This window comes from Brevibacillus sp. AG162 (genome assembly GCF_006715575.1).
Classification (GTDB): Bacteria; Bacillota; Bacilli; order Brevibacillales; family Brevibacillaceae; genus Brevibacillus; species Brevibacillus brevis.
On sequence record NZ_VFNO01000002.1, the window covers coordinates 585828 to 601374 of the forward strand.

Below are 15547 nucleotides of genomic sequence, written 5' to 3' on the forward strand. Positions count from 1 at the left end.
ACCTTTCGAGACTATCGATTCGCACGATCTGGCGAGACAATTTTACTTGGAGCTACACCGTAAAAAGTGTGAAAGCTCTTGATCAAGTGCGACTGATCGTAATAGCCACATTGGAGAGCTGCATCTGTAAACGAAGTTCGTGCTCCCTTAGCCAGCATTTGCAGCAGCCCTTGAAATTGAATGATTCGTCCCAGTTCCTTCGGGCTCATTCCCAACTGTTGTTGAAACGTCCTTCGCAAGGTTCTCTCGCTGTAATTCACTTTCTCGGCGAGCGCGGTCATGGAAAGATTTCCTCTGTATTCATATAAGTAGTTCATGCTTGTCAATAGCAACTGGTCTGCTGGATCATCCATCCACAAGCGTTTGATAAGCTCCCGCTCCAGCCAATCGATCCGCTCCGCCGTATCGGAAGCTTCGAGCAAGCCATCTATCACCTCATCCGCCTCTTTGCCCCAGATGTCTTCCAGATTGGGATGCTGTCCGTTGATCAAGGCGACAGGGTAGCGCAAAAAGCGAGCTGCTCCCTCAGCGTAAAAACGAATGCCGATCAAGGATTGTGGTTCAGTAAATGGGATAACCTCGTACGTCCTCATCAGTCCCGTTAGAAATGCCCCCTTCTGATAAGAAGCGGCGCCAAGGTCGAATATGATATCGACACATCCATCGGGTATGACTCGGCTTGTAGGTGCTATCCCCTTGCCGTCGTACTCTGAGGTCCAGTAGCAGGCGATATAATTCACCAAGCTCTTGCTGGGCATATACTCTTGGTAGTGATAGGCATTTTGCGCGCTCGCTCGTTGCAGAGTCGGAGGTTGCACTGGACGGAATTGCCGCATGATTTTCGCCATCCTTCTCCTATGATTAGAACATATATTCCCCCACAATCCCTTAACTCCTGCTCAGCCCTTGGCAATTTTTGAAAAGCCTCCCCTTTCAAAAGAAAAACGGTCGTGAACGCTTCTGCATATGCTGGGACGAATGGATTTTTCGTAAAGTGAGGTGCATGATGTGATCTCCTCCTCCAAGTGGAGCCTTCATCAGTTCTTTTCAAAAAGCCCTTATATTCGCCCTTACCTGCCGCCCACTTCTTTATATCAGCCGGCACTATTGGCCTCGTATTTAGCAAAGTTTTCTACCGTCTATATCAAACCGACGAGAACCCATATGGGAAAAGGCATTATTCGTGTCTGGAAAACGGATGGCGGGGGCTATCAATTTGTGAAGGAGCGCGGAGAGCCTATGCAGGCAGATTCTTTGGCTGACTTGAAGCAGCAGCTTGCCGCGCAGTGCACGGAAAAAAATTACGTAATTCAAAAAGGGCTCGATTTAGCAGAGATCAATGGTCGTCCCTTTGACATTCGCGTCATGATGATGCGCAATGGTTTGGGCAAATGGCAGTATGCAGGCATGCTAGCCAAAGTAGCCGGTTCCGACAGTATTATTACCAATGTCGCTCGCGGCGGCGGATATGCCGTCACAGTCCCGCATGCCTTGAAAAAGTCTGGAGCTGTCACGCCCGACAAAATAAAAAGTGTCGTCTCTCAGTTGATCCAAATCAGTCACCGTGTATGTGCCCACTTTAATAAATATCGGCACAGTGCGCAAATCGGCGTCGATTTTGCCATTGATAAAGCGGGAAACCTCTCCATTATTGAGGTCAATTACGACTTTCCATCCCACGGGCTGTTTGCCAAGCTCAAAGACAAGACCTATTACCATACGATTAAAAGACTTCACTATCAGTATAAAAACCGCGTGAAACGAAAACAGAGGAAGGCATAATCGCCTTCCTCTGTTCCTATTATTCGTGTGCCAATTTTGTCTCCAGCATGGAGGTGCAGTTCGGGCAGCGTGTAGCCTTGATCGGAATAGCCGAGATGCAGTGCGGGCACTCTTTGGTCGTTTCAGGTGCTTTCTCTACTTCTTGCTTGCGTTTGAAACGGTTGAGCTGCTTGATGACGATAAAAATAGAAAAGGCGATAATGACAAAATCAATCACAGAATTGAGGAACAACCCGTAGTTGAGTGTCGCAGCTTTTGCTGCTTTTGCTTCCGTAATCGTATTGTAAGGAACTCCGCTCAAATTGATGAACAAGCCGGAGAAATCCACCTTGCCCAGAAGCATTCCGATCAAGGGAGTAATGATGTCATTAACGAGTGAGGTCACAATTTTCCCGAAAGCCCCACCGATAACGACACCGACAGCGAGATCCATCACATTTCCTTTTAACGCAAACTCTTTAAACTCTTTTAACACAAAAACTACCTCCTTAGTCTCCTAGTACTACTTGTAAAAAATGACGGACAAAGCGCTCGTGGTCAACCTCTAAGCACACGTCCACATTCGGCGGCTGCGCTGGATGTTCCCGTCTGTCCCCAATCGTACGGGCATCACTGGCTCCCCCGGACGTATCTACCGCAACGTGCATCGGGACTGACTTCACAAACGTCGGATCAATGACGACACCTACCGCCAACGGATCATGCAGACCGCAGCCGCGCAAATTGCCCACTGTGGCATAGGCATTCATGTACACCTCGCACATATCCGCGAAAACATGGCTCAAGCGTGTATCCTTCGCTCTCCATTCCTGCAAGTGTTCGCGGGTAAGCAGCGTTTGCATCGTCACATCCAGGCCTACCAGCGTCACTGGAATGCCGGACTGGAAGACATACGCTGCGGCTTCCGGATCGGCGCAAATATTCGCCTCCGCTACAGGCGTGCGATTCCCCGGCACCGTTACAGCGCCTCCCATCACGACCACTCGTTTGACAAGGGATATGATTTCTGGGGCAGCCATAATCGCTTGCGCCAGATTGGTCATGCTCCCGACGGTCACGAGTGTCAATTCGTGCGGATGTTCCTTTATCGCAGAGATCAGATATTGTGTGGCACACTGTGGCTGAGCCGTTGTCGATGGTTCAGGAAGGACGACATTGCCTAGCCCGTTTTCTCCGTGGAACAGCCTTGCTTTTCCTGTGAGGTCGCGAACAATCGGCTTCGATGCCCCCTGATAGACTGGAATCGCAGAGGCATCCAGCAACTCTAGCACCTGTAAGGTATTGCGTGTTGCTTCCTCCACCGAAATATTGCCAAAAGTCGTGGTAATCCCACACACTTCAAGAGCAGGCGAGTGAACGGCATAAGCAATCGCCAGCGCATCATCAATCCCGGTATCTACATCCAAAATGATTTTTTCCATGCGCTTATACCCCTCCCTGATCCAATACGGTTTGCAAAAAGCGCTCTGCCTCTGCCATCTCAACCTCAACACATACGGCCGTATCGGTTCCTACACTCGGTTTCGCCCGTAGGTCGGCTAGAATGGCACCGCGTGACAATTCGCTTTTGCATTCGACGGAGAGCTTCATCTGCTCCGTCCGCATCTTTTCAGGCGAGAGAGCCGCGAGCATCGCTACCCATGCATGGAGCGCACGAGCAGAATCGGCGAACTGCACGTCTGACTTCGTCGTTCTATCGATCAGGCCAACTGCTTGTGCGAGACTTCCCAGCGTATGTACTTGCGCTTCCTTCAAACGAAACGAGCTGGTTGTATCTAATGGAACAAGCACAAGCGGCAAGCGAGCTGCCAAAACGAGCGCAGCTGCTTCCGGATCACCATGCATGTTTGTTTCAGCAATGGCCGTAACATCTCCTGATACGCGTATGGCTCCACCCTGCACCACGATTCTCGTAAATTTACGGGCCAACAGTGGATCACGCGCGACAGCCAAAGCCAGCGTCGTCAAACGATCAAACGTCACGAGCGTCAAGTCACTTTCCTCATCCTGCGTGTTTTCTGAAAGGAGCCGTACACCTTCCGAGGTAGTCGTCTCTATCGTTCCCGAGAAAAGCGGTTGCTTGGCACCTGTAACGATTGGAATTTCATAGCCTGGCTGTGCAAAATCAATCAGCTTGCTAGCCAAGCTTGACTGCGTCTCTCTGCAAATGATTCCTGCCACTTGAACATCAGGCGACCGCAAAGCATACAGCAAGGCCAGCCCTTGTCCAAATCCACCGCAAAACTCGATAATCAACCGGTGTTTTTTTGCCACAATCTCATCTCCCGCTTCTCGCTATTGCCCTTTGTCAAAACCGCTTTTTCTATGCTATCCAAATCAGCAGCAACCGTCAAATATCCAAATGCTCATCTCTACCTTCTCTTCTCTTGCATCGGACTGATAACTATTTTACACTTATTCATAACTTCGACAAAAATCGCCATCACGCAAGACTAATGCGCCAAGCCATGCAAAAGGAGTATAACGGTCATGCTTTCGTTGAACCACCCAACCATGGATGCTATTTCTCTCGCGAAATACCAATTGATCCAAGCGATTGTGCAGCACCGAACGAAGCCTTATCTGCCTGTTTGGGGAGAACTGTTTACAGCTTTGCGGGAAATCCGAAAGGCAGGCCAGCATTCACAGAAAAATCTACACGTCTATTCGATTGAACCGACAGGCGATCTCTGGTATTTGTACCGAGAGAATGTTTTTTCTGTCGATCTGCCTGGGATGGGCATCACGATTTCTCTCACACAGGAGCAATTTATTGATGCCTTGCTAAAAGGAAGCTTTCAACCTACCTTACCAATAACAGAGCCGTCATGAGAAACGGCTTTTTTTCATGCGTTTTGAACAAAAAAAAGCCCAAGATCAAATCTTGGGAGAGAGTAGTACGTTGTATTCACGTGAATAAGCATATTTTATATCCTACTACTCACTCGTTCCAGCTGTATATTCAGGTAATTGTACCTATTATATCCTCTGAGCAAAAATGCTGTCGAAAACGAACATTTGTACAATAGCAAAAAAAAGAGGCGGCCCTTCTGCACAGATTGGGTGCCGCCATCCCGAACTTCCCCAAGTTCGTTCATATTCGAATTGTACTATGAAACAGTCCTATCGAAAAGTGTCAGGTTTTGTTTTCCTGTGAATTATTGCAAATCCCTGACGCCTGCTCGAGCCATCAGGGATCATTCTATTTGCTATCGTTGTTGAGCACATCAGCAGCTCTGGGTCCAAAAATGATATACAAATAGACATATTGGCTGACGCTAACTCGAGGAAAGACGAACGCAACACTGGTCTTGCCCTCTTGTTGTTTAACAAAATAACGCAATTTGCTTGTTTTGATTCTTTTCATGATGCGTGTCGCTTCTCGCCATGGTACGGAAAATTGAACGCTTTTTTCCATTAGCACCAACACCTCTCACGGCTAGTATGCCCGGATTGGTAAAATTACACACTCACTCATACCGCAGTGCATCAATCGGTTTGAGCTGTGCTGCTTTTCTGGCCGGATACACACCAAAAATGACACCAACCAATGTAGATGTCAAAAACGCATACATGATCGGAGACAGACTAATCGAGGTCTCCATCTGACCGAGTTTGCTGACCAAAAACGCCGCACCTACCCCTAAGGCAATACCAATCACCCCGCCAATCAGGCTAAGCGTAACCGCTTCGATCAAAAACTGGCGGAGAATATCTCTCCGCTTGGCTCCAATTGCCTTGCGAATCCCGATCTCCCGTGTCCGCTCTGTGACAGATACAAGCATAATGTTCATCACGCCGATTCCGCCAACAATCAGCGAGATGGCGGCAATGCCAGATAGCAGCGCGGTCATCGAGCTGGATACTGACTGTGCCGTGCTTAAAATGTCTGACTGGGACGTTATGCGGAAATCATCGGCTGCTTGTGGCCGGAGCTTGTGGTTGGCACGAAGGGCTTGCTGAATATCTTGTTGCGCCTTCTCCATCAAGTCCGACGATGCTGCCGAGACGTAGATCGAGCCCACGTTTTTGCCTCCGGTCAGCCTGTTCATCGCAGTAGTAATCGGAATGATGATCCGATCATCGTTGTTTGTCATGCCTGAACTACCCTGGCTCTGCAATACGCCGATGATCGTAAACGGAATCCGGTTGATCTGAACGGTTTGCCCCACTGGATTCGCTCCTTTAAACAGGTTGCTGACCACCTCAGTGCCCACGACAGCCACGTTGTATTGCATCTTCACTTCAAAGTTGCTAAAGAAACGCCCTTGTCCAACTTCTACATTCCTCACCTGAGGGAAATCCGCTGACGTCCCCTCGAGCATACTGGAATAGTTGTTGCTTCCCCAGACAATCTGCCCACGCGCATTGACACTGGGAGCCACGCCCGAAATGGACTCTTTTTGCAGCAGGGTTTCTGCATCTGCCATCGTCAGCGTATTCAGAGAGCCAGCCCCAAGGCTTACCCTGCCTTGTGTCGCCTGACCAGGTGTGACAATGAGCAGGTTGCTTCCTAAACCATTGATCTGCGATGCAACAGACGTGGAAGTCCCTTCTCCGATCGCCACCATCGCGATAACAGCTGCCACACCGATGATAATTCCCATCATCGTGAGAACGGAGCGCAAGCCATTTGCCCTGATGCTGCGAAATGAAATGCGTACACATTCAATAAAGCTCATCTGTTCACTTCCTCCATCGACACCCTCCTGCGATCCTCCACCACTTCATCCGCGATGATTTGCCCATCACGAAACCGGACGATCCTCTTGGCATACTCCGCAATATCAGGTTCATGTGTCACCAAAATAACCGTTTTGCCTGCATCGTTCAGCTTTTGAAAAATACCCATGATCTCTTCACTCGTCTTCGTGTCCAGCGCCCCTGTCGGCTCATCTGCCAGCAGGATGACGGGATCATTGACAAGAGCTCGCGCGATCGACACGCGTTGCTGCTGCCCACCTGACAGCTCATTTGGCTTGTTGTTCAATCGCTCTGCCAGTCCGACACTCGTTAATGCCCGGATGGCTTTTTCTCTTCGTTCCCGTGCAGGCGTGCCTCCATATAAAAGAGGCAGCTCTACATTTTCAACTGCGGTCGTACGTGGCAACAGATTGAAATTTTGAAAAACAAAGCCGATTTTCTGATTGCGGATGACCGCCAATTCATCGTCATGTGCTTGTGATACAGGATAGCCGTCTAAAAAAAATTCTCCCGAGGTGGGCTTATCCAGACAGCCGATCACATTCATCATGGAAGATTTGCCTGAACCGGAGGGCCCCATGATTGCCACGAAATCCCCTTCCTCAATCGACAAGCTGACACCCCTGAGCGCATAAATTTCCTGATCTCCAATGACGTACTGTTTTCTCAGCTCTTCTATTTGAATGACCGGTTTCATCTGTCTACCGTCCCCTTATCTGGACGCCCATTCCGCCCAATCCCGGCATACCGCCGCCCATTCGATTTCCATTTTGACTATTTCCAGATGAGGTCTGTGTATTCACGAGGATGACGACACGCTCTCCTTCGGTAAGCCCCTCCGTCACCTCTACCTGATCGGCAGTGAAATACCCCATTTTGATCGGAACAAAGCGATACGGCATATTCGCTCTGCCCTCTTCGCCTCCACTGCGGTTATTCGCTTGCTTCGCCTCAGGCTGATTCCCTTCCGTTCCTTCACCAGCTTGTTGTGCAGCAGCATCCCTTAGCACATAAACGCCATCCTTGCCATTTTGCGTTTGGAGCGCTTGTGCAGGTACCAGGAGCACATTTTTATGGGTTCCCCGTTCGATCGCGACGTTCATCGTCATCCCAATCTTCAATTTGTTATCCTGGTTTGCCACAGACAAAAGCACATCGTAAGTGGTGACGCCAGCGTCGGTTTTCGCTTCTGGATAGATCAGCTTTACTTTTCCACGGAACGTCTCATCCGCATAAGAACTTGTCGTGAACGTCACAGCCAAGCCTTCCTGCACTTTTCCGATGTCACTCTGGCTAATCTGGGCCAATACCTCTAAATCTCCGCTATTCGAATTATCCATGATAATGAAATTATTGCCGGGTATTTCACCTACATTGCCATTCACCTGAACGATCACTCCGTCCATCGGTGCTTTCAAGGTGACAGCTCTCAATGCCTTTTGTGCTTGTTGCAGCCCCGCTTTTGCCTGTTCCACCGCTGCTTTTGCCGATAATACTGTGGCGGCATCAGGACCTTCATTCGCTTCCTGTAACGCTTCTTGCGCTGTTTGATACGCAGCCAATGCCTGCTCTACCTTCACACTGGACTGCCCTGTGGTCTGTCCAGCTGTCAATACCGCCGAGTTGTAATCGCGTTGGGCCTGCTCCAACGAGGACTGGGCACTGTCGAATTCACTCTTGGCAATCGCACCTGCCGCAAACAAGGCCTGCTGGGAAGTGTACGTCTTCTGGGCACTCTCCAGGTTTGCCTTTGCCTTCTCCACGTCATTCGCCGCTTTTTTTCCATCAATATTTTGCTTTGCCAGCTCCCATTCGTTCTTGGTCTGATTGACGGCGGCTTGCAAAGAAGTGATTTCAGCAGGACTCTTGCGCTTTTGTGCCTCCTCTAGCTTGGCTTGCGCCGATAAAAGATTTGCTTCCGCATTGGTCACCTGGATTCTCGCTACGGAATCGTCCATCGTCGCCAGAACTTGCCCTGCTTTCACGGCATCACCAACGCCGACCTGAATGGTAGAGATCGCATCCTTGGCTTCTTCTGCATCAGAAAACGAGAGAGACGAGCGCTTGGAAGCCTGGACAGTACCTGACGCCTGCACGACTTCTGAGATGTCTCCCCTTTTTACCACCTCCACTTGAAAAGCAGCCTGCGCCAATTGTGGAGTAAAAAACGACTGGTAGCCAAATATTCCACCTGAAACCACCACGGCCCCAACAGCCATTACGCCAACGATCCACCTTTTCTTGTTGCTTCCTACCTTCGAAAACAACGCTCTCTTTTTCTCCGTGTGAGTCACGCTCAGTCCTCCTACCGTCTACTTGATTGAAGACTTGTCTTTTTGGTTGCGACCACTATACGGAACGAATACGTCAGGGAAAAGTCAGATGGAGACACAAAAAAACGACCAGAGAACCAGGTCGTTTTTGGATCATGCATGTATTATTTTCGCAAAATCAACGTGAAGGTGCTGCCTGACGCCGTACTCTCAGTCAGGATCAACATACCTCCTAACGCTTGGGCAATCATTCTGCTAAAAGACAAGCCAAGCCCCAGCCCACGGACGATGTGCTTCTTGTCCTCTCCTCGGTAGAATCGCTCAAAAATCAAAGACTGTTCTTCTATCGGTATCCCACGTCCATTGTCCTTCACGTCAATGCGAATCTCATCTGCTGATGCAGATAGCGACACGACGATCCGCCCCTCCGATTCCATCGCTTGTGCTGCATTGTTTAGGAGATTGTACATGATCTGCTGCACACGCAGCGGGTCGGTAACTATCATGATCGGATCAGACGTATTTTCGATATGCAAGCTGAGCTTCTCTTCTTCCTGCGCAATTTTCCATTGGTGCGCAATTTCTCGGATCAGCTCCTGCATGTTTTGAGGTTGCCTGCGAATGCGAATGTCACCCACAGTAAAAGAGTTAAAATCGAGCAAATCCTCTACCATCTTTTGCAGACGTGTGGTTTCCTTCGTACAAATATCCAAAAACTCCTTGGCCTCCTCACCGCTAACAACCTCTTCCCTCACGGCTTGCACCAGCCCACTGATGGACGTTACAGGTGTTTTGAGTTCATGGGTCACCCCTGCCAATAGCTCCGTACGCATCATTTCTAACTGCTTCAATCGTTCTGCCATTTCTTCAAAGGAATGGATCAGCTCATACACTTCTTGTTCGCGCTTGTTTTTGTCCAACTGAATCTCGTAGTTTCCCAGCACAATTTGCTTGGCAGCGTCTGCCACATCCTTAATCGGCTGAGACAGCTTTTTCGTCAGCAAATAAATGACGAGCCAGCCAAGCAAACCGAGACCGAGAAGCATGATCGCGAGCAATTGGAATTCGGTCATGCTGCGTATCACCTGTTTTTGTGGGGTGAACAGCATGACCCATCCAACCACTCGCTCATCAACCTTAATGCTTTCCTTCACGAAAAGCACTTCGTCGCCCCGCGCAAGCTCAAACTGTGACAGGCTGTCATCCGCTTCCACCAGATCAGGTGCGATGCGCTTCAGTTCCCCAGAAAAAGGACCTGGCACACCAAATACTGGTTGTTTGTGTTCATCTAAAATCATCATAATTGGCTTGTAATTGACTCCGACTGACTCCTGGCGACTGTCTACAATACGAAACAAGAACGGAGCCATTTTTACCTTGCCTTCCATATCAACGACCCGATCCGCAACTTCCGCTGCCATCAGTCTCATAAAATCAAGGCGTTTTTGGGTCTCGCTATAAGAAATCCAGTAGCTGGATGCAATCCCGATCACGAAAAGGCCGATACACAAGATGATCAAGTATCGCGTCGTCCAGTACCGAAACAAAGAGGTGCGTTTTTTCTCACTCATATACACACAGTTTGTAGCCCAAGCCACGATAGGTACGGATTTCCCCTTCGGATGTCGGCCAATTCTCCAAAGATCGACGGATGCGTTTGATCGCGAGGTCTACTGCGCGATCACTTCCTTCGTAATCCATCCCCCACACCTGCTCGATGAGCTGTTCTCTGGTGAAGGTCTGGTTTTTGTACTGTGCCAAAAAAAGAAACAGGCACAAGTCTTTTGGCGTAAATGCTAGTTCGATGCCGTGCAGCATGACAGAATACGCCTTGAAGTCGACTTTCAGACTGCCGAACTGCTTCACATGATTGCCTTCTATCAATTGTTTCGAGCGACGTAATACTGCATGTACGCGAGCGACCACTTCATCGGCAATAAAGGGCTTGGTGATATAGTCATCGGCGCCTTTGTTCAAGCCCGCCAGCTTGTTATCGATTTGTCCCAACGCTGTCAGCATGATGACAGGACACGAGCTTTTCGCCCGAATATATTCGAGAATACTCCATCCGCTTCGTCCAGGCAGCATCACATCCAGCAAGACGAGCGCAGGATTGAGTGAATCAAACTTCCGCTCTGCTTCCTCGCCGTTAAATGCCTGTTCAACCCGAAAGTTGTTTTTTTCCAAATACGCCTTCAATACCCGAGAGATAGGTAGCTCGTCTTCCACTATCAAGATGTTATGCATGCTCGTACTCTCTCCCCTCTGCTCGGACTACTCTCTCCTTTAGCGTAGGACATGAATATGTCAAGCAGATGTCTGGAAGGAAGCATACTTTGTAAGTAAAATAAAGAGACCTGAATGCAAATAGGGAGGTTTTTCTTATGAAACGCTTAACCGCGGAAGAAAAAAACGGTTTGTATAAAGCCATCAGCAATCGTCGCGATATTCGTACCTTTCGCCAAGATCCTGTCGCCCCGGAAAAGCTCGCCATGATCTTGGCTGCAGCCCATCATGCTCCTTCTGTCGGATTCATGCAGCCTTGGAATTTTGTCCTGGTGGAAGACGACGCAACCAAACAAGCGCTCGCAGAATGTGCGGATAAAGAACGACGGGCGCTTGCCATCCACTACGAAGGTACGGGACGAGAGTCGACCTTTTTGGAGTTGAAAATTCAAGGGATCAAGGAAGCGCCTGTCACTATCTGTGTCACTTGTGATCCTACGCGTGGCGGCGACCATGTACTCGGACGCAATTCCATCCCGGAAACAGATATTATGTCTGTCAGCTGTGCGATCCAAAACATGTGGCTGGCTGCCTACGCAGAGGATTTGGCGATGGGCTGGGTCAGCTTTTACAAGAAGGCCGACGTTCGTCGTATCCTGAACATCCCGCCGCATATCGATCCTGTCGCATTGCTGTCGATCGGCTACACAGATCATTATCCGGAACGTCCACTCTTGGAGCTGCACCAATGGAGACAACGCGAGGACCTGCAACAGTTGATTTATCGGGAGCAGTGGGGGAGCAAGGCGTGAGCTTTGATCCTATACGGAAGAAAGGGCGCTGCAACTGCGGCACCTTTTTTTTACAAAAAAAAGACCGCCTGATTAACAGGCAGCCCAGAAAAGTAGAGGGGGTAGTACGTGATTCACGGTATCTTCCTGACGTGCCCTACCACGAAGAAGGTTTCACAATTGACATGACTCACGAACATGGAACTAGCAAAATGGGAAATTTCACCTGATGCCGAGCTCTTCCTCTATACCCGAATATACCTAGCTATCCAAATCGATTTATGTGAGTGGACGCGTCCGATTTGTCGGAATGGCCACTAGCGGATCATCCGGCCAATAATGCTTGGGATAACGGCCCTTCAAATCTTTTTTCACTTCAAAATACGCATGTGCCCAAAAGCTCGCCAAGTCCCGTGTCACTTGTACCGGACGATGAGCTGGCGAAAGCAGGTGCATGGTCAGAGATACCCTGCCTCTGCCTACTCTGGGAGAATCTTGCCAACCAAACAGCTCCTGTAGCCGGACCGAAAGCACCGGTGCCGCTGGATCGCTGTAATCGACAGGAATTTTGGAACCGCTCGGGACGATCACATGAGTCGGAGCGTATTCGTCCAATTGTCTGCGCTGCTCCCAGGACAGCATACTCTCCAGCAACGTCGTCACTGACAGCGACTGTAAGTCTTCCTTTCTTTTGAAACCATACACATGGGGAGCGAGCCATTCCTCCAAGGATGCAAGCAGCGCCTCATCTTCCACATTCGGCCACCCTTCCTCCAGACGGTGCATAAACAGCAATCGCTCCCGATACTGCCTCGCCTGCCGATTCCAAGGCAAAATCTCCAAGCCTTCTTCCCTTATTCCGTCCAAAAACGCTGTTAACACCTCATCTGGCGAAGCCTCCGCAGGCAAATCGGCCACTAGGAGCGCCCCCAACCGTTTTTGCTTGCGGCTGCGAACTGCCCCTGCTGTATGCTCCCACCATACATTCATTCGTTCGGTAATCTGCATCGCACAATCATTCAACAGCTCGCTTTCTCCCACGCTAGCCGCCAGTAATATCCGACTGTCTGCGCCCTGGTCATCGAGTTCTGCTGCCACAATATACGGCGAAGAAGCCAGTGGTTGCTGCACGGAAAAAGCCGCCCCACGCCCATTGCGAAGCAAATAACGTCCATCTGTCCTTCGCTGGGCAATCCGGTCCGGGTACGCAAACGCCAGCAGTCTTCCCGTCGCTTCTGTACGAGTGGACGTGTCACCGAACTGGTTTTTTACCCATACCCGTTTGAAGTGAGCCGCCTCCTTCCAAAGTCTTTTGCATGCCCCTGCATCAATCGGAAGCTCCGCTGCTCCACTCTGTTTGTTTGCTGCCTGACGAAGCAGCTCAACACGCATACGCATATCCGCATCCGCTGACGCTTGACGCCCCCGCACAATATCACGTTCTTCCAAGAGGACAGCCAGCTCGCAAGCCAGTTCACCTTCCCCCAGCTCATTCGCTTTCTGAATCATGTGGCCTAATCTCGGATGCACACCCATTCCAGCCAACACTCGTCCATGTGGTGTGATCTGCTTCCGCTCATCTAATGCGCCCAGCTGAAGCAGCAGCTCTTGAGCCTGCGCCATCGCAGCCTTCGGCGGGAGATTCAGCCAATCCAGCTCTTCCGGTGCCCCGACTCCCCACAAAGCCAGCTCCAAAGCGAGCACAGCCAGATCCGCTTCCATGATTTCAGGTGCCTGCTGTGGAATGAGCATGCGATCTTCTTGCTCTGTCCACATTCGAAAGCAGACCCCGGGCGCAAGTCGTCCAGCCCTTCCTCGGCGTTGGTCAGCAGATGCCCTCGATACCTTTGCAGTCTCCAGTCTCGTCATCCCTGTTCGTGGAGAAAAGCGCGGGACCCGTTTTAATCCACTATCAATCACGATGCGCACACCCTCGACAGTCAAGCTCGTCTCGGCAATAGAGGTCGCGAGGACAATTTTGCGCTCCCCTGTTTTCCCGGGCTGGATCGCCTTATCTTGTTCCTCCTGCGACAAATTTCCGTAAAGAGAAGCAATCCGTATATGCGTGCCCACACCGCTTTGTTCAAGCAATTCTTGTACCCGGTGAATTTCTTTGGCTCCAGGTAAAAAGACGAGCATATCTCCTTCTTCTTGTCCCAACGCATGGAAGATCATCTGGACAACGGCTTCCTCCAGACGCCCCTGCATCGGGGAAGTCAAAAAGTGCGTCTCCACCGGAAACATCCTGCCTTTACTACTGACAACGGGAGCATTCCCAAGCAAGGCTGACACAGGTTCGGCATCGAGTGTAGCGGACATCACGAGAATTCGCAGGTCTTCCCGAAACAAGCCTTGTGCCTGAAGACTAAGGGCCAGCCCTAAATCCGCGTGCAAATTCCGTTCGTGGAACTCGTCGAAAATAACAAGACCGACATCAGATAGCTCCGGATCATCCTGTAGCATTCTCGTTAAAATTCCTTCTGTAATCACTTCAATCTGAGTGTCTGGACCTACTCTTGATTCACGCTTGACCCGGTATCCGACCGTTTGTCCCACTTCTTCCCCCAACAAGGCAGCCATGTAGGCAGCAGCTTGGCGTGCTGCCAGCCGGCGTGGGACCAGCATCACAATTCTACGATTGTATAACCAAGCTTCTTCACGCAAGGCCAGTGGTACTCGCGTCGTCTTCCCCGCACCCGGAGCAGCGACCAACACTGCGTTTGTCTCATTGCGCAGCGTGTTTACCAGCTCTGGCAATACTTCATTTATCGGCAATACATTCATGTTTTCACCTCATACGAGCAATCATCCCTATTCATCATACACGATACAGGGATGCAGGATGAGGTTGGATCACAAACAAAAATGACTGAATACTCATTCAATAGTATAATGATTCCATCACTAGGGGAGGTGTGCGGTATGATTCACATTCATCATTATGAAGACGTGGCGTGTCTCGAAGGGATTGTGCGCGTAGGGGATTGGGAATCAGGGATTACTGTTTATGTGACGGATGGCATGCTGGTTGATACTGGCCCGAAAGTACTCGAGCAAGCTCTCGTTCACAGGTTTCAGGAAGCCTCGTTTGATTCGGTCGTACTGACGCACAGCCATGAAGACCATGTCGGTACCGCCTCGTGGATTGCCCAGCACAAGCAGGTCCCTCTTTTCATTCACGAAAAAGGAGTGGACATTTGCTCCCAAAAAGCACAATACCCTTTCTATCGTAAGCTTACCTGGGGAATTCGTGATCCGTTTGTGGCCCAACCTTTGGGTGACGTCCATCACTCCCGCTCCATCGAATGGAAAGTGCTTGATACCCCCGGCCATGCCCATGACCATGTAGCCTTATTGGACGAAAGGACTGGTCGCTTGTTCTGTGGCGATCTTTTTATGGGTGTGAAAACAAAGGTCATACTACGAGAAGAATCGATCCCCACCTTGATGAATTCCCTCCGTACGGTTCTCGCTTGTGACTTCCAATCGATCTTTTGCGCCCATTCCGGATATCATCCAGACGGGAAAACACGCTTGCAGCAAAAGCTGGAGCATTTGGAGAATCTGTCTGGGGAAATCCTGCATTTGCATAGCCAAGGGCTTTCTCCCCATGAAATTAACAAGCAACTGTTTCCTTCTAAACCGCCGATTATCACAGCTTCGTCTGGCGAGTTTGACTCGCTGCATATCGTTACATCTGTACTTGCAGAACACCTTCCTTTTCCAGCACCGGATAGTATACTAGAAGGATAATCCTTACAAGTTCATAGA

The 15547-nt window shown here is 50.0% G+C and carries 15 protein-coding genes; 4 read left to right on the forward strand and 11 right to left on the reverse strand.

The features are described 5' to 3' along the window. Positions 1–11: 11 nt before the first annotated feature. Entirely contained in the window at positions 12–848 is an 837-nt protein-coding gene (locus FB479_RS07610; protein ID WP_142063836.1) for an AraC family transcriptional regulator, read from the reverse strand. A gap of 160 nt (positions 849–1008) precedes the next feature. On the opposite strand from FB479_RS07610, the gene FB479_RS07615 reads away from it, so the two are divergent. Further along, positions 1009–1782, forward strand: coding sequence for a YheC/YheD family protein (locus tag FB479_RS07615; RefSeq protein WP_142063839.1), 774 nt, complete (start codon positions 1009–1011; stop codon positions 1780–1782). 19 nt (positions 1783–1801) lie between these two features. Here FB479_RS07615 and mscL read toward each other — a convergent pair whose 3' ends face one another. From mscL to FB479_RS07630, 3 genes are read right to left on the reverse strand one after another with little or no spacing between them, the layout of a single operon-like run. Continuing rightward, the gene (mscL, locus tag FB479_RS07620; protein ID WP_142063842.1) at positions 1802–2257 is read right to left on the reverse strand and encodes a large conductance mechanosensitive channel protein MscL; all 456 of its coding nucleotides are present in this window, start codon (positions 2255–2257) and stop codon (positions 1802–1804) included. Between the two features lie 13 nt (positions 2258–2270). Next, on the reverse strand, positions 2271–3203 hold the full coding sequence (locus FB479_RS07625) for a nucleoside hydrolase (protein WP_142063845.1): 933 nt from the start codon (positions 3201–3203) through the stop codon (positions 2271–2273). 4 nt (positions 3204–3207) lie between these two features. Further along, on the reverse strand, positions 3208–4056 hold the full coding sequence (locus tag FB479_RS07630; RefSeq protein ID WP_142063848.1) for a nucleoside hydrolase: 849 nt from the start codon (positions 4054–4056) through the stop codon (positions 3208–3210). A gap of 216 nt (positions 4057–4272) precedes the next feature. Here FB479_RS07630 and FB479_RS07635 point away from each other — a divergent pair, with 216 nt between their 5' ends. Then, a complete protein-coding gene (locus tag FB479_RS07635) occupies positions 4273–4614 on the forward strand; it encodes a hypothetical protein (RefSeq protein ID WP_106654314.1) in 342 nt (113 codons plus the stop codon). Between the two features lie 370 nt (positions 4615–4984). Here the strand turns inward: FB479_RS07635 and FB479_RS07640 are convergent, their stop codons facing one another. The 6 genes from FB479_RS07640 to FB479_RS07665 all read right to left on the reverse strand — a co-directional run bounded on the left by FB479_RS07640 (position 4985) and on the right by FB479_RS07665 (position 11006). Beyond that, entirely contained in the window at positions 4985–5200 is a 216-nt protein-coding gene (locus tag FB479_RS07640) for a hypothetical protein (RefSeq protein ID WP_106654313.1), read from the reverse strand. A 52-nt stretch (positions 5201–5252) separates the two neighbouring features. Beyond that, on the reverse strand, positions 5253–6464 hold the full coding sequence (locus tag FB479_RS07645) for an ABC transporter permease (RefSeq protein WP_142063852.1): 1212 nt from the start codon (positions 6462–6464) through the stop codon (positions 5253–5255). After that, on the reverse strand, positions 6461–7183 hold the full coding sequence (locus FB479_RS07650) for an ABC transporter ATP-binding protein (RefSeq protein WP_142063855.1): 723 nt from the start codon (positions 7181–7183) through the stop codon (positions 6461–6463). Before FB479_RS07650 ends, FB479_RS07645 begins: the two co-directional genes overlap by 4 nt. A gap of 4 nt (positions 7184–7187) precedes the next feature. After that, positions 7188–8780, reverse strand: coding sequence for an efflux RND transporter periplasmic adaptor subunit (locus tag FB479_RS07655; RefSeq protein WP_142063858.1), 1593 nt, complete (start codon positions 8778–8780; stop codon positions 7188–7190). Between the two features lie 143 nt (positions 8781–8923). Beyond that, on the reverse strand, positions 8924–10357 hold the full coding sequence (locus tag FB479_RS07660; RefSeq protein WP_142063861.1) for a HAMP domain-containing sensor histidine kinase: 1434 nt from the start codon (positions 10355–10357) through the stop codon (positions 8924–8926). Continuing rightward, entirely contained in the window at positions 10323–11006 is a 684-nt protein-coding gene (locus FB479_RS07665; protein ID WP_106654308.1) for a response regulator transcription factor, read from the reverse strand. Before FB479_RS07665 ends, FB479_RS07660 begins: the two co-directional genes overlap by 35 nt. A 137-nt stretch (positions 11007–11143) precedes the next feature. Between FB479_RS07665 and bluB the strand changes: the two genes are divergently transcribed. Further along, complete coding sequence (gene bluB / locus FB479_RS07670) at positions 11144–11797, forward strand: 5,6-dimethylbenzimidazole synthase (protein ID WP_106654307.1); 654 nt, start codon at positions 11144–11146, stop codon at positions 11795–11797. A gap of 258 nt (positions 11798–12055) precedes the next feature. On the opposite strand, the gene hrpB is transcribed toward bluB, so the two are convergent. Then, the gene (gene hrpB / locus FB479_RS07675) at positions 12056–14560 is read right to left on the reverse strand and encodes an ATP-dependent helicase HrpB (protein ID WP_142063864.1); all 2505 of its coding nucleotides are present in this window, start codon (positions 14558–14560) and stop codon (positions 12056–12058) included. Positions 14561–14698: 138 nt separating this feature from the next. Between hrpB and FB479_RS07680 the strand changes: the two genes are divergently transcribed. Then, a complete protein-coding gene (locus tag FB479_RS07680) occupies positions 14699–15529 on the forward strand; it encodes an MBL fold metallo-hydrolase (protein ID WP_142063867.1) in 831 nt (276 codons plus the stop codon). Positions 15530–15547: the final 18 nt, after the last annotated feature.

Coding starts and splice junctions, on each gene's coding strand:
- FB479_RS07610 (WP_142063836.1), bottom strand. CDS start 848: ATGGCGAAAATCATGCGGCAATTCCGTCCAGTGCAACCTCCGACTCTG.
- FB479_RS07625 (WP_142063845.1), bottom strand. CDS start 3,203: ATGGAAAAAATCATTTTGGATGTAGATACCGGGATTGATGATGCGCTG.
- FB479_RS07635 (WP_106654314.1), top strand. CDS start 4,273: ATGCTTTCGTTGAACCACCCAACCATGGATGCTATTTCTCTCGCGAAA.
- FB479_RS07640 (WP_106654313.1), bottom strand. CDS start 5,200: ATGGAAAAAAGCGTTCAATTTTCCGTACCATGGCGAGAAGCGACACGC.
- FB479_RS07645 (WP_142063852.1), bottom strand. CDS start 6,464: ATGAGCTTTATTGAATGTGTACGCATTTCATTTCGCAGCATCAGGGCA.
- FB479_RS07650 (WP_142063855.1), bottom strand. CDS start 7,183: ATGAAACCGGTCATTCAAATAGAAGAGCTGAGAAAACAGTACGTCATT.
- FB479_RS07665 (WP_106654308.1), bottom strand. CDS start 11,006: ATGCATAACATCTTGATAGTGGAAGACGAGCTACCTATCTCTCGGGTA.
- bluB (WP_106654307.1), top strand. CDS start 11,144: ATGAAACGCTTAACCGCGGAAGAAAAAAACGGTTTGTATAAAGCCATC.
- hrpB (WP_142063864.1), bottom strand. CDS start 14,560: ATGAATGTATTGCCGATAAATGAAGTATTGCCAGAGCTGGTAAACACG.
- FB479_RS07680 (WP_142063867.1), top strand. CDS start 14,699: ATGATTCACATTCATCATTATGAAGACGTGGCGTGTCTCGAAGGGATT.